A 12,812-nucleotide genomic window follows, 5' to 3' on the forward strand; every position below is an offset into this window, starting at 1 on the left:
GCCGGCCATTCTACCGGCCGAGTCTTAACATATCGTCCATGTCCGGCGGTCCTCCCCTGTGGGCGGCCGGAGTCTGCCGGCTACTGTGCGCGGCGTCGCAGATAATTCAACAGGTCGATACGCGTGATCAGCCCCAGGAAGGCATCCCCGTCGGTGATGATGGCCACTTGGCCGCGGTCGAAGACCGGCAGCAGGGCCTCGATCGGGGAGCGCACGTCCAGCCGGTCCAGCTTGCTGACCATGGCCGTGGCGACCGGATCGCGGAAGCGGGTCTCGTCGCCGTACACGTGCAGCAGCACGTCGCTCTCATCGACGATGCCGACCAGCCGGTCGCCTTCCATCACCGGCAGCTGCGACACGTCGTACAGTTTCATGCGCTGGTAGGCCGTGGTCAGCAGGTCGGTGGGGCTGACCACCACCGTGTCGCGCTGGCTGCACGGGCGCAGGATGAGGTCGCGCAGGTCGCCGTACTGGGGCCGGTCGATGAAGCCGTTGTCCAGCATCCAGTAGTCGTTGTACATCTTCGACAGGTACTTGTTGCCGGTGTCGCAAACGAATACCAGCACCTTCTTGGGCTCGGTCTGCTCGCGGCAGTACTTCAACGCCGCTGCCAGCAGCGTACCCGTGGACGAACCACCCAGGATGCCTTCCTTCGCCAGCAACTCGCGTGCCGTCAGGAAGCTCTCGCGATCGCTGATCGCATAGGCCTTCTTGACCCGACTGAAGTCCGAGATCTGCGGCAGGAAGTCTTCGCCGATGCCTTCCACCAGCCAGCTGCCCGACTTCGTGCTGAGCGTGCCTTCATTGATGTACTGGGTGAGGATGGAACCCACGGGGTCGGCGAGGATCATCTCGGTCTGCGGCGAGTGCTGCGCGAAGCAGCGCGACAGGCCGGTCATGGTGCCGGAGCTGCCGCAGCCGAAGACGATGGCGTCCAGCTGCCCTTCCATCTGGCGCAGGATTTCCGGCCCGGTGCCGAACTCATGCGCGGCCGGGTTGTCCGGGTTGCCGAACTGGTTGATGAAGTAGGCCCCGGGCGTCTCACGCGCGATGCGCTCGGCCAGGTCCTGGTAGTACTCGGGGTGGCCCTTGGCCACGTCCGAGCGGGTCAGGATGACCTCGGCACCCATGGCCTTCAGGTTGAAGATCTTCTCCCGGCTCATCTTGTCCGGGACCACGAGGATCAGTTTGTAGCCCTTCTGCTGGGCTACCAGCGCCAGGCCGATGCCCGTGTTGCCGGCCGTGCCCTCCACCAGCGTGGCACCGGGCTTCAGGTCGCCCCGCTTCTCGGCCGCCTCGATCATCGACATGCCGATGCGGTCCTTGATGGAACCGCCTGGATTGGCGCTTTCGAGCTTCAGATAGAGGGTGCAGAGCCCGGTGTCGAGGCGCCTGGCCTGGACGATCGGCGTATCGCCGATCAGCTCGAGTACGGAGGAGTGGATCGCCATGCGGCCGTGCATCCGGTGCGGAACGTGACCCGGATTATCGCATCTGGGTGACGCGGACGGCGACGGCCGACGAGGAGGCCGTCGCCGCCCGCGACGAGAAAGCGCGGGGGAGGCGTCAGTGGGGCTTGGCGTCGTAGATCCGGAGCAGTCGCTCCTTGGCGTGCAGCTTCTCGCGCTTCATCTGGCCCAGCAGGTTGTCGTCGATGGGCAGGACGCCCAGTTCGGCGTCGGTGACCTTCTTGTCGAGCTCGCGATGGCGCTGGTACAGCTGCTTGAACTCCGGATCGGCCTTGATGAGTGCTTCGATTTCGGCCTGCGGTTGACCTTCGAACATGATCGTTTACCTCCTTCAGCGGAAATACAAACGCCCCGGCCTTTACAGGCACGGGGCGTTGGCTTGGGAGCGGAGGACCTGACCAGCAGCGCGGGCACCCTCCACCGGAATGCCCGCGGCCATCTGCTTGCCAGCGGCGGTCTCCGGTGGAATGGGAACAGGCGTCATCGGGTCGGTTCTCCGGTGAGCCAAGCGACGGGGGCCGCTTGGATATACGACCCTACTCCTCCCCTCCGGGGCGGGCAAGACCCATCGCAACCTGTTGACCCCTATGAGGGTGCCTGACACCGCTGGCGTTCAGTTCGGCCCGCCCAAAGCGCCAGAGCTTCATTCATCCTTTTGATTTTCAAGGAAAAATCAGTGCGTGACGATCACATCCAGCGCGCGGGCCTTGCTGCCGGTGCCCTTGCCGCTGCTCTGCAGCCTCGATTTCGCCACCCCCGCCGCCGTCAGCGCATCGCGCAGAGCGTCGGCACGGCGCTGGCCTGGGGTCTGCTTGTCGCCATAGCTGTCGATGCGCGCACGCGCCTTCGGGTTGGCCTGCAGGTAAGCGGCCAGAGCACTCGCACGGGAGGCGCCGCTGGCCGACAGCTTGGCCGAGTCGCCGGCGAAGGCATCCGCCCCCAGCGTGAACACCTCGCCCCGGGCTTCGAACCGGGAAGCCGGCAGCTTGGCGCCGGACACGAGCTCGGCCTCTTCCCGGGCCAGCTTGAGTTCGCGCTGCCGCGCTGCGCTCAGGCGGTTGGCCTGCTGGCCGGCGACCGTGTCGAGCGTGGTTTCCGCTTCCTGTCTCGCCAGTGCCTCGGCTTCTGCGGCCAGACGCAGGCGCTCGGCTTCCTCGGCCTGGATCTGGGCCTGCACCCGCAAGCGCTCGGCTTCGCGACGCGCCCGCTCGGCTTCGCGGCGGCTGGCTTCCACCAGCAGTTCGCTGCGCGTGCGGTCCAGGCGATCGGCTTCGCGGCGCGCCGACTGCGTGCGCGCCGCGATCTCGGCGATCTGCACGCGGCGTTCGGCCACATACTGCGCCGTTTCACGTTGGCTGCGCCGTGCCTTGTCGAACGCGGCCACGGCGTGCTGGGCCTGCAGTTTTTCGTAGGCGGCCAATTCGGCCAGGTCGGGATCGGCCTGGAGGGCGGCCAGCCGTTGGTTCAGCTGCACGACCACGGGATTTTCGGCCGCCACAGCGCCCTGTGCGGCCAGCGCCAGGCCCAAGAGGCCGGCCACGATCTGGGGACGGCCCTTCATCGCCGACCCTCCGCGCCGAGCTGGGCCTGCAGGTCGGCGATCTCGGCCTTGCGCTGTGCGACCTCGGCGGTCGCCACGGCTTCCTGGCTGCGCGCACGCGCCAGATCGGCATCGACGGCGGCACGCAGAGCCAGATCCAGCGCCGCCTTCTTCTCGCGCGCCGCATGAGCCGCCTGCGCGTGCGCCAGCGACTGGCGGGCCACCGCGAGTTCGGCAGGCGCGTACTGGTCGGCATCGGCCTGGGTGGCGCGCTGCACGGCCCGCACGGCGGCTTCCAGCTCGGGCGTCAACGCCGCCTGCGCGAATGCAGGCGCCGCCGACAGGGCCAGTGCCACTACTGCGGCCGCCATCACATGCGGGGGTCGTCGGAAGTATGAGAAGCTAACTGTCATTGGGGTGCCGTCGCTCAGAGGGGTGCGCGCGGCCATTGTCGGAAGCCTTTGGTGCGGTTGCAACGCCGTGCCACGCAACATGGGGAGCTTTGCACATGGACATCGGCTATTTCCTGAAGCTGATGACCGAGAAGAACGCCTCGGACATGTTCCTGACCACCGGGGCGCCGGTCTACATCAAGATCGAGGGCAAGCTGTACCCCTTGGGCAATACCGGCCTGCCACCCGGCATGGTCAAGAAGATCGCCTATTCGCTGATGGACGAGGGCCAGGTGCCCGTGTTCGAGCGCGAGTTGGAGCTGAACATGGCGATCGCCCTGCAGGACGCCGGCCGCTTCCGCGTCAACGTGTTCAAGCAGCGCGGCGAGGTGGGCATGGTCATCCGTGCCATCCGCAGCGTGATTCCCAGCATCGAAGAGCTGAACCTGCCGCCGGTGTTGAAGGACATCATCATGACGCCGCGCGGCCTGGTGCTGATCGTGGGGTCCACCGGTTCGGGCAAGTCGACGTCGCTGGCCTCGATGATCGACTACCGCAACACCACCAGCACCGGCCATATCCTCACCATCGAGGATCCGATCGAGTACCTGCACCGGCACAAGCAGTCCATCGTCAATCAGCGCGAAGTGGGCCTGGACACCCATGCCTTCCACAACGCGCTGAAGAACGCGATGCGCGAGGCGCCGGACGTCATCCTGATCGGCGAGATCCTGGACGCCACCACCATGGAAGCGGCCATCGCCTTCGCCGAGACCGGCCATTTGTGCCTGGCGACGCTGCACTCCAACAACGCCGACCAGACCATCGAGCGCATCCTCAACTTCTTCCCCGAGAGCGCGCACAAGAACGTACTGATGAACCTGGCGCTGAACCTGCGTGCGGTGGTCTCGCAGCGCCTGGTGAAAGGCGTCGACGGCCGCCGCCTGCCCGCGGCCGAGGTACTGATCAACACGCCGATGATCCGCGACCTGCTGCGTCGCGGGCAGGTGCACGAGATCAAGGCCGCCATGGAGGAGTCGCTGGAGGAAGGCATGGAGTCCTTCGACCAGTGCCTGTTCCGGATGGTGAAGGAAGGACTGATCGAGCAGGAGGAAGCGCTGCGCGCGGCCGACTCGCGCGACGGCCTGGCCTTGAAGTTCCGCCTGTCCGAGGGCAGCAAGGGCGAGCACGACCCCTACGCCGACTACGACACCGGCAGCGCCTCGCCCCGCATCACCCACGGCTTCGGCTGACAGCGCGGCGCTCACGCACCACGGTGGGCGGTCGTCCGTCCGTTCCCTCAGGCGTTGGCGTCGGGCTGGTTCTCGGGACGCGCCTGATCGAAGGCCGGCAAGGCCAGGCAGGCCTGCTCGATGCGCAGGAGCGTGGGGAACGCCGCCATGTCCACGCCGAAGCGGCGCGCGTTGAAGACCTGCGGTACCAGGCAGCAGTCGGCCAATCCCGGCGTCTGGCCGTGACAGTACACGCCGGTCGCCGCATCCTCGGCCAGCAGGGTCTCGATGGCGGTGAAGCCCTCGACGATCCAGTGCTTGACCCAGTCCTCGCGCTCGGCCTGGGGCACGTTCCAGGTGCCTTCGAAATACTGCAGCACGCGCAGGTTGTTGAGCGGATGGATGTCGCACGCCACCATCTGCGCCAGCGCGCGCACGCGCGCACGGTCGCGTGCCGTCATGGGCAGCAGGCGCGGCGACGGCCAAGCCTCGTCCAGATACTCCAGGATGGCCAGCGACTGGCGGATCACGCGCTCGCCATGCTGCAACGTGGGCACCATGTGCTGGGGGTTCTTGGCCACGTACCCGGCCGCGTGCTGCTGTCCGCCGTCGCGGACCAGGTGTACGGGCAGCGTCTCGAACGCCAGACCCTTGAGGTTCAGCCCGATGCGCACGCGGTAAGCGGCGCTTGAGCGCCAGTAGGAATACAGCCGCAGTTGCTCAGCCATGCAGACCGCCCCTTGCGGAATGCCCCTTCCAGTGCCAGAAATCCGCGTCCATGCCGGTTCCGCTCCGTCCTCTAGTCACACTGGGCCCGCGCGGGTCATCAAGGCAAGGGCTGCGGTTCGATCCGCTGCTCGATCACGCCGAAAATGGAACGACCGTCACGATCCTTCATTTCGATGTGGACCACATCGCCGTATTTCATGAAGGGGGTGGACGGCTTGCCGTCCCGCAGCGTCTCCACCGTGCGCTTCTCGGCGAAGCAGGAGGCGCCCTTGGACACATCCTCGTTGGCGATGGTGCCGGACCCGACCAGCGTGCCGGCCGACAGCGGGCGGGTCTTGGCCGCGTGCGCCACTAGCTGGGCGAAGTCGAACTGCATGTCCACGCCGGCTTCCGGCGCACCGAACCACTCGCCGTTGATGTGCGTCACCAGAGGCAGGTGCACCTTGTTATCCTTCCACGCATCGTCCAGCTCGTCCGGCGTCACGAATACCGGCGACAGCGCCGAGCGCGGCTTGGACTGCAGGAAACCGAACCCCTTGGCCAGCTCGGCCGGGATGAGGTTGCGCAGCGACACGTCGTTGACCAGGCCGATGAGCTGGATGTGGGCGGCCGCCTGTGCGGGGGTGACGGCCATCGGCACGTCGTCGGTGACGACCACGATTTCCGCCTCCAGATCGATCCCGTAGTCCTCACTGACCACCTTGACCGGATCGCGCGGGCCCAGGAAGGCCGCGCTGGTGGCCTGGTACATCAGCGGATCGGTGTAGAAGCTCGCCGGCACTTCCGCATTGCGCGCACGGCGCACGCGCTCGACATGCGGCAGGTAGGCGCTGCCGTCGACGAATTCGTAGGCGCGCGGCAACGGCGCCGCCATGGCCTGGGCGTCCATGTCGAAGGCGCCATCGGCATCGCCGGCGTTCAGCGCTTCGTACAACGCGTTGAGGCGTGGCGCCGTGTTGCTCCAGTCCTCCAGCGCGCGCTGCAGGGTCGGCGCGATGCCGGTGGCGCGCACGGCCCGCGTCAGGTCCCGCGACACCACGATCAGGGTGCCGTCACGACCGCCTTCCTTCAGGGAACCCAGCTTCATCGGAACTCCAGTCAACCGCGCACGCGCGCCTTCGTTTCAATTGTAACGAATCCGATCCGGATTCAGCCGACTTCGTCGTCGCCCTGGAAGCCCCCGGACCGGAATGTCAGCACCAGCGTATCCCGGTGGCCGGTGGCGTCCAGCGGCTGGATCGGCGTGGACTCGTGAATGACGCGTTCATCGTCCAGGAACAGCAGCGACCACGGGACCTCCAGGGTGAAGCGCTGCCCGTCCGGTCCGGACGCCTCGAACACCCGGGTCTCGCCGCCCTTGATGCCGGTCCGGCCCACCAGCAGCACGGCCACGAAATCCACGCCGTCGCGGTGGGCGCCCTCCGGCGTCGGCCGGCCGATACCGTCGGTGGTGTCGATGCGGAACTGGTGCGCTTCCACGTACCAGGCACGCTCACCCTTCAGTGCGGAGCACCAGCGCGCCAGGCCGACCAGCAACTGGCGCCAGGCGGGCGCCTCGGCCACGGCCGGCTCGATCGGTTCGAACCAGCGCTGCATGCCACCGTGCAGGGCGTTGTAGTCCAGCGACTGCCAATGCGCACGGTGCGGCGCCCGGCGGACGTCGTCGCCCTCCACCACGAAGCAGGCGTGCCGCCGGCGACGGTAACGCCCGCCGTCCTTCAGGTAGCCGTCGGCCTCCAGGCGGTCCCAGCTGGGGACCAGCAGCGCCAGACCGGCCAAGTCGGTGCCGGTACCCTGCGCCATGTCCGTCGGCGCGAGCACGGCATAGCCGCGCGCGCGCATGCGGGGCAGCGCGTCGGCGACCGGGCAGAAGGGAGGTGGGAACATCGCGACCATCGGCAGATCCCTCAACGCAAAAACCCGCCAGAGGCGGGCTTTTGCGGATGTCCAGTGGACTTCAAGTTGGCAGCCCCGGATGGATTCGAACCACCGAATGCCTGAGTCAGAGTCAGGTGCCTTACCGCTTGGCGACGGGGCTGTGTAACCAGTGACGCGTAGTGTAGCGCGTCTGTTAGCGCTTGGAGAACTGGGTGGCGCGACGGGCCTTGTGCAGACCGACCTTCTTGCGCTCGACCTCGCGGGCGTCGCGGGTCATGAAGCCGGCCTTGCGCAGTTCCGACTTCAGCGACTCGTCGTACTCCACCAGTGCGCGGGCGATGCCCAGGCGGATGGCGCCGGCCTGGCCGGTGATGCCGCCACCGGTGGTGGTCACGGTGATGTCGAAGCTCTCGGTGTTCTTGGTCAGCTCCAGCGGCTGGCGCACGATCATGCGGCCGGTCTCACGGCCGAAGAACTCGTCCAGCGGACGACCATTAACCGTGATGTTGCCGGTGCCCTTGCGCAGGAACACGCGGGCGGTGGAGGACTTGCGACGGCCGGTGCCGTAGTTCTGAGTGATAGCCATGATTAGATGTCCAGGACCTGCGGCTGCTGAGCGGCGTGCGGATGATTCGGGCCGGCGTAGACCTTGAGCTTGCGATACATGTCGCGGCCCAGCGGGCCCTTCGGCAGCATGCCCTTCACGGCGGTCTCGATGACGCGCTCCGGATGGCGCTCCAGCGCCTGGGCCAGCGTCTCGGTCTTCAGGTTGCCGATGTAGCCGGTGAAGCGGTGGTACTTCTTGTCGGCCAGCTTGTTGCCGGTGACGTGGATCTTCTCGGCATTGATCACGACCAGGTAGTCGCCGGTATCAACGTGAGGGGTATAGACGGGCTTGTGCTTGCCGCGGAGGCGGCGGGCCAGCTCGGTGGACAGGCGACCCAGGGTCTTGCCTGCTGCGTCGACGACGTACCAGTCGCGCTGGACGGTCTCGGACTTGGCGGTGAAGGTGCTCATGTGGATCTCGTGTAGATGGTCGGGCGGATTCCGCGGTTTCCCGGGCGGAACTTTGCCACGCGTTGTGAAGGGTGAAACGGAAGAGGCGGGATTGTACGGGGCCTTGCCGCAGTGCGCAACCCGGGGCTGCCCGACCCATCGTGGCGCCGGGCAGACGCGAGTCCGCCGAGGCGGCACAATGGAACCCATGAACACGCGGACCCTCTCCCTTCTCGACGGCTGGCTGGTGGAGGCCCAACGAGGGCTGGACACCGTTTTCGGCAACCCGCCCGCCCATCGCGCCAACCCCGCCGGCGATACCCCCGACGTCGCGCTGGAACCGGACGAGCAACGCCATGCCGCCGGCCTGATGCGCATCAACCATGTCGGCGAGGTCTGCGCCCAGGGCCTTTACTTCGGCCAGGCGGCCGTCGCCCGCGACAACGCCACCCGCGCCCACCTGCTGGACGCGGCCGAGGAAGAGACCGACCACCTGGCCTGGTGCGCCGACCGTCTGCGCGAACTGGACAGCCGGCCCAGCGTGTTCAACCCGCTGTGGTACGCCGGCAGTTACGCGCTGGGCGCCTTGGCCGGCCTGCGCGGGGATGGCTGGAGCCTGGGGTTCGTGGTGGAAACCGAGCGCCAGGTGGAGGCGCACCTGGACGAACACCTCGAGACCCTGCCCGCCGCCGACCTGCGCAGCCGGGAAATCCTGACCGTCATGAAGGCCGACGAAGCCCGTCATGCCGACCATGCGCAACAGGCCGGCGCACGCACCCTGCCCGCGCCGATCCCGACCCTGATGGCGGGCGCCTCCAAGCTGATGAAGGCGGTGGCATACCGCCTTTAGGAGGACGAACCTTCAACGACGCTTTCCCGCCGGAAGGCAGCGTCAACAGGATCATCTGGAGGCGGGCCCGGGCCCGTCCTACACGCCGGACGTCAGCTTCAGCCCGACGATGCCGGCCACGATCAGCCCGATGCACACCAGGCGAGCCGCCGTGGCCGGCTCCTGGAACAGCCACATGCCGACGAACGCCGTACCGACGGCACCGATGCCCACCCAGACCACGTAGCCCGTACCCAGTGGGATGTGCTTCAGCGCGACCGCCAGCAGCCAGAAGCTGGCCGCCGCCGCCACGGCCGTGACGACGCTGGGCACGAATCGGGTAAAACCCTCGGAATACTTCAGACCTACGGCCCACACCACTTCCAGCAATCCCGCCAATACCAGCCAGACCCACGCCATACGTCACCTCCTCAGGTTGATCGCCCGGGCCATAACGCGAAACGGCCCGGAACTCGCGTTCCGGACCGCCGTCGGTCCTGATACGCGGCTCGCGCCGCGGGCGGGTCGTCCCGCCGGTTGTGTGAGCAGACTAGCGCAGGCCACCCGAACCGGATGTAACCCGCATCCGCCGCCAAGCCGTCATTCCGACAGGTTGCGCCCGTGGTACAGCTCCTCGATCTCCCGCTTCAGGCGCGCCTCGATCTTCATGCGCTCCTTGAACGAGAGGTTCTTGGCCTTCTCCTCGAACAGGTAGTTGTCCAGGTCGAAGTCCTTCAGGTGCATCTTCGTGTGGAAGATGTTCTCCTGATAGACGTTCACGTCGAGCATCTCGTAGCGCGACTTGATGTTCTTGGCCAGGAAATCCTGGATCGAGTTGATCTTGTGGTCGATGTAGTGCTTCTTGCCCTTCACGTCGCGGGTGAAGCCGCGCACGCGATAGTCCATGATGACGATGTCCGACTCGAGGCTCTCGATCAGGTAGTTCAGCGCCTTCAGCGGCGAGATCACGCCGCAGGTGGCCACGTCGATGTCCGCGCGGAAGGTCGCGATGCCGTTGTCCGGATGGGTTTCCGGATACGTGTGCACCGTGATGTGCGACTTGTCCATGTGGGCCACCACCGCGTCGGAGATGATCTCCTTCCCCGCATCCTTCTTGTCGATCACCGGCTCCTCGGAAATGAGGATGGTCACCGACGCCCCCTGCGGATCGTAGTCCTGGCGGGCCACGTTCAGGATGTTGGCGCCGATGATCTCCGCCACATCCGTGAGGATCTGGGTCAGACGGTCGGCGTTGTACTCCTCGTCGATGTACTCGATATACCGGCGGCGCTCATCCTCGGACGAGGCGTAGCACACGTCGTAGATGTTGAAGCTCAGCGCCTTGGTGAGGTTGTTGAAGCCTTGCAGCCGCAGGCGAGGCAGGGGTTTTACCACGGCGGTGGTCCCTCTCTGGGGGGTATCGGATGAGGGGGCGGATTATGCGCCATATGGGGTGACAGCGAAATGTCCGCGTCCGCCCGTCGGCCGGTCGGCATGGGACTGGCCCAGCCCTTGCATGGCCTGCGTTTGCCGTCGGCCACGTATTCGGACTAAGCTTCCTGAATTACGAGCTGCGACCACCATGAGCCTAGGCATCCCCCTTTCAGCCCCCGCTCGCCCCGCCGCCAGTCCCCTGACGCCGGACACCGCCACGCTTGAGCGCTTCCTGGCCCACAGCCATCGTCGCCGCTACCCAGCCCGTGCCGATGTCTTCCGCCCGGGCGACCCGGCCGGCACCTTGTATTACGTGGTCAGCGGCTCGGTCAGCATCATCACCGAGGAAGACGACGACCGCGAACTGGTGCTGGGCTATTTCGGCGCCGGCGAGTTCGTCGGCGAGATGGGCCTGTTCATCGAATCCGACCGCCGCGAAGTGATCCTGCGGACGCGCACCCAGTGCGAGCTGGCCGAGATCAGCTACGAGCGTCTGCACCAGCTGTTCCTGGGCACGCTGTCCGCCGACGCACCCAAGATCCTGTACGCCATCGGCGCCCAGCTGTCGCGCCGCCTGCTGGACACCAGCCGCAAGGCCAGCCGCCTGGCGTTCCTGGACGTGACCGACCGCATCGTGCGCACCCTGCACGACCTGGCCCGCGAACCGGAGGCCATGAGCCACCCGCAGGGCACCCAGCTGCGCGTGTCCCGCCAGGAACTCGCCCGACTGGTCGGCTGTTCGCGCGAGATGGCCGGTCGTGTATTGAAGAAACTGCAGGCCGACGGCGCCCTGCACGCGCGCGGCAAGACCGTCGTCCTGTACGGCACGCGCTGAGAACGCGACACTCCTGGCAAGAGCAGGCCACCGGACAGTCGCCTGCCCACCGATAGCCGTGATGTGTCTGCTGGCCGTTTCGCACGGCCTCCCGCTCGAAGGAACCCATCTCGCCCTTGTGCACCTCCCGCGCGCTTGAGCCGCGCTGACAGGCGGCATCCGCACATGCCGCAGCCGTCCGGCACGAGGTGCCCGGACAGGCACGCGCGGCGGCGATCCGCGTGCGCCCTGCCTGCCCCCCCCACAGGACTTCTTTAGCGCGCGATATCCAGCGGCGCCTGCGTCCGTGGCTCCGCGGCTGGACCTGCGACGCGTTGCTGCGCGTCCAGCGCCTGCTGGTGCGCGTCGACGCGGGCATGCCATGCCTGACCGACAGCCGATGCCTGCAGGCCCTGTTGCGCCGCCTGCAGCGCGGCCGGGCTTCCATCGCGGGCGGCAGCGAACAGACGTTCGATCTCCGGGCTCGGCTGCCATGCCGCGGGAGCGACTGACGTGACCGAAGGCGCAGGTGTCGCCTGCGGGGTGCCGGCCGGACGGTCGCGCGCCTCCTGAGCCGCGGGCTCGCCGGGGGCCAGCGGCCCCCGTGCGCGGTCGATGCCGTCGAGCACCAGACCCAAGGGGCCGCGCGCCGCGACCGTGACGCTGCGGCGCAGGTCGCTTACATCGTCCCGATAGTCCGCGATGATGCCGCGGTGATCTTCCGCGAGCCCCCGCGCCTGCGGATCGGCCAGCGCGGAACGGTCGGCTCGCCCTTCGCCATCCACCGGCAGGAAGTTGTGCATGCTGTGCGAGTCGGCGGACACCACCGACGCCGTCAGCGGCATGTCCCGCTGCAGCAGGTCCCGCAGCATGTTGTCGTGATAACCGGTGCGGTGAAGGGTCTCGATCTCCTGCGCGGTGGCGTAGATGCGCACGTGCCCGTAATGGGGACTGGCGGAGCTGACCGCGTCGACCGCCATCACATGGTTGGTCACGCGATTGCCGCCTTCCGGAATGCGCCGGTCCAGGCTGGCCGCGCCATAGGCGTTGAACGTCTCGCCCCGCAGGTCGAAGTGGTGGGCCGACACCTGTGCGAGCGTGCCGCCGAGGGAGTGTCCGGTCACGGTCACTTCCGGCACCGCTCTGCCCGGCTCGCGTCCCTGGCGTTCCGCGAACTCGACCGCGCGACGTGTCAGCTCCACCGCATCCGCGGCCTGGCTGTTGGTGCGCGCGAACACCATGCCACCGTCGGCGACCATGCCGTCACGGAACGCCTCCCGCCCGAACTCGGTGCCGCGATGGGCGGCGATTACCGCGCCACTGGCCTCATGCTGATAGACGGTGCCCTGGTAGCCGGTGCGCGGATGGTCCACATGGTCGATCACGCGGTAGCGCTCGCCGCCGATGACGACATCCTTGTTGAGCAGGTCCTGCATCTGCCCGCCACGGTCGTAGCTGTGATCCGCAAGGTAGGCATACTGCTGTGGGGTGAGTCCCAT

Annotated in this window: 15 protein-coding genes and 1 tRNA gene; 3 read left to right on the forward strand and 13 right to left on the reverse strand. The window is 67.2% G+C overall.

Going from position 1 to position 12,812, the window contains the following annotated elements; genetic code table 11:
* Positions 1 to 80: 80 nt before the first annotated feature.
* The 4 genes from V8246_RS04625 to V8246_RS04640 all read right to left on the reverse strand — a co-directional run bounded on the left by V8246_RS04625 (position 81) and on the right by V8246_RS04640 (position 3,422).
* A complete protein-coding gene (locus V8246_RS04625) occupies positions 81 to 1,451 on the reverse strand; it encodes a pyridoxal-phosphate dependent enzyme (RefSeq protein ID WP_336188109.1) in 1,371 nt (456 codons plus the stop codon).
* Between the two features lie 115 nt (positions 1,452 to 1,566).
* Positions 1,567 to 1,785: a YdcH family protein gene (locus V8246_RS04630; RefSeq protein WP_162110524.1), complete on the reverse strand. Its 219-nt coding sequence runs from the start codon at positions 1,783 to 1,785 to the stop codon at positions 1,567 to 1,569.
* 357 nt (positions 1,786 to 2,142) lie between these two features.
* Complete coding sequence (locus V8246_RS04635) at positions 2,143 to 3,030, reverse strand: OmpA family protein (protein ID WP_336188110.1); 888 nt, start codon at positions 3,028 to 3,030, stop codon at positions 2,143 to 2,145.
* Positions 3,027 to 3,422 carry a DUF4398 domain-containing protein gene (locus V8246_RS04640; RefSeq protein ID WP_336188111.1) on the reverse strand — a complete coding sequence of 132 codons (396 nt, stop codon included), beginning with the start codon at positions 3,420 to 3,422 and terminating at the stop codon, positions 3,027 to 3,029. Before V8246_RS04640 ends, V8246_RS04635 begins: the two co-directional genes overlap by 4 nt.
* Before the next feature lie 95 nt (positions 3,423 to 3,517).
* On the opposite strand from V8246_RS04640, the gene V8246_RS04645 reads away from it, so the two are divergent.
* Positions 3,518 to 4,654, forward strand: a complete 1,137-nt coding sequence (locus tag V8246_RS04645) for a PilT/PilU family type 4a pilus ATPase (RefSeq protein ID WP_185895184.1) — start codon at positions 3,518 to 3,520, stop codon at positions 4,652 to 4,654.
* Positions 4,655 to 4,701: 47 nt separating this feature from the next.
* Here the strand turns inward: V8246_RS04645 and maiA are convergent, their stop codons facing one another.
* The 6 genes from maiA to rplM all read right to left on the reverse strand — a co-directional run bounded on the left by maiA (position 4,702) and on the right by rplM (position 8,257).
* Positions 4,702 to 5,361: a maleylacetoacetate isomerase gene (gene maiA / locus V8246_RS04650; protein ID WP_336188112.1), complete on the reverse strand. Its 660-nt coding sequence runs from the start codon at positions 5,359 to 5,361 to the stop codon at positions 4,702 to 4,704.
* A gap of 98 nt (positions 5,362 to 5,459) precedes the next feature.
* A complete protein-coding gene (locus tag V8246_RS04655; protein ID WP_336188113.1) occupies positions 5,460 to 6,449 on the reverse strand; it encodes a fumarylacetoacetate hydrolase family protein in 990 nt (329 codons plus the stop codon).
* Between the two features lie 62 nt (positions 6,450 to 6,511).
* A complete protein-coding gene (locus tag V8246_RS04660; protein WP_336188114.1) occupies positions 6,512 to 7,249 on the reverse strand; it encodes a 2OG-Fe dioxygenase family protein in 738 nt (245 codons plus the stop codon).
* 76 nt (positions 7,250 to 7,325) lie between these two features.
* Positions 7,326 to 7,400, reverse strand: a tRNA-Gln gene (locus tag V8246_RS04665).
* A 33-nt stretch (positions 7,401 to 7,433) separates the two neighbouring features.
* Positions 7,434 to 7,826, reverse strand: coding sequence for a 30S ribosomal protein S9 (gene rpsI / locus V8246_RS04670; RefSeq protein WP_298152147.1), 393 nt, complete (start codon positions 7,824 to 7,826; stop codon positions 7,434 to 7,436).
* 2 nt (positions 7,827 to 7,828) lie between these two features.
* Positions 7,829 to 8,257, reverse strand: coding sequence for a 50S ribosomal protein L13 (gene rplM, locus V8246_RS04675; RefSeq protein WP_055936916.1), 429 nt, complete (start codon positions 8,255 to 8,257; stop codon positions 7,829 to 7,831).
* Positions 8,258 to 8,435: 178 nt separating this feature from the next.
* On the opposite strand from rplM, the gene coq7 reads away from it, so the two are divergent.
* Complete coding sequence (gene coq7, locus V8246_RS04680; protein WP_336188115.1) at positions 8,436 to 9,086, forward strand: 2-polyprenyl-3-methyl-6-methoxy-1,4-benzoquinone monooxygenase; 651 nt, start codon at positions 8,436 to 8,438, stop codon at positions 9,084 to 9,086.
* Positions 9,087 to 9,164: 78 nt separating this feature from the next.
* Here coq7 and sugE read toward each other — a convergent pair whose 3' ends face one another.
* On the reverse strand, positions 9,165 to 9,485 hold the full coding sequence (sugE, locus tag V8246_RS04685; protein ID WP_336188116.1) for a quaternary ammonium compound efflux SMR transporter SugE: 321 nt from the start codon (positions 9,483 to 9,485) through the stop codon (positions 9,165 to 9,167).
* A 180-nt stretch (positions 9,486 to 9,665) separates the two neighbouring features.
* The gene (speD, locus tag V8246_RS04690; RefSeq protein ID WP_185895179.1) at positions 9,666 to 10,460 is read right to left on the reverse strand and encodes an adenosylmethionine decarboxylase; all 795 of its coding nucleotides are present in this window, start codon (positions 10,458 to 10,460) and stop codon (positions 9,666 to 9,668) included.
* Positions 10,461 to 10,647: 187 nt separating this feature from the next.
* Between speD and crp the strand changes: the two genes are divergently transcribed.
* Positions 10,648 to 11,334, forward strand: coding sequence for a cAMP-activated global transcriptional regulator CRP (gene crp / locus V8246_RS04695; RefSeq protein WP_185895178.1), 687 nt, complete (start codon positions 10,648 to 10,650; stop codon positions 11,332 to 11,334).
* Between the two features lie 254 nt (positions 11,335 to 11,588).
* On the opposite strand, the gene V8246_RS04700 is transcribed toward crp, so the two are convergent.
* The gene (locus V8246_RS04700) at positions 11,589 to 12,812 is read right to left on the reverse strand and encodes a lipase (protein WP_336188117.1); all 1,224 of its coding nucleotides are present in this window, start codon (positions 12,810 to 12,812) and stop codon (positions 11,589 to 11,591) included.

It is taken from the genome of Pseudoxanthomonas sp. F11, assembly GCF_037046485.1.
Lineage (GTDB): Bacteria > Pseudomonadota > Gammaproteobacteria > Xanthomonadales > Xanthomonadaceae > Pseudoxanthomonas_A.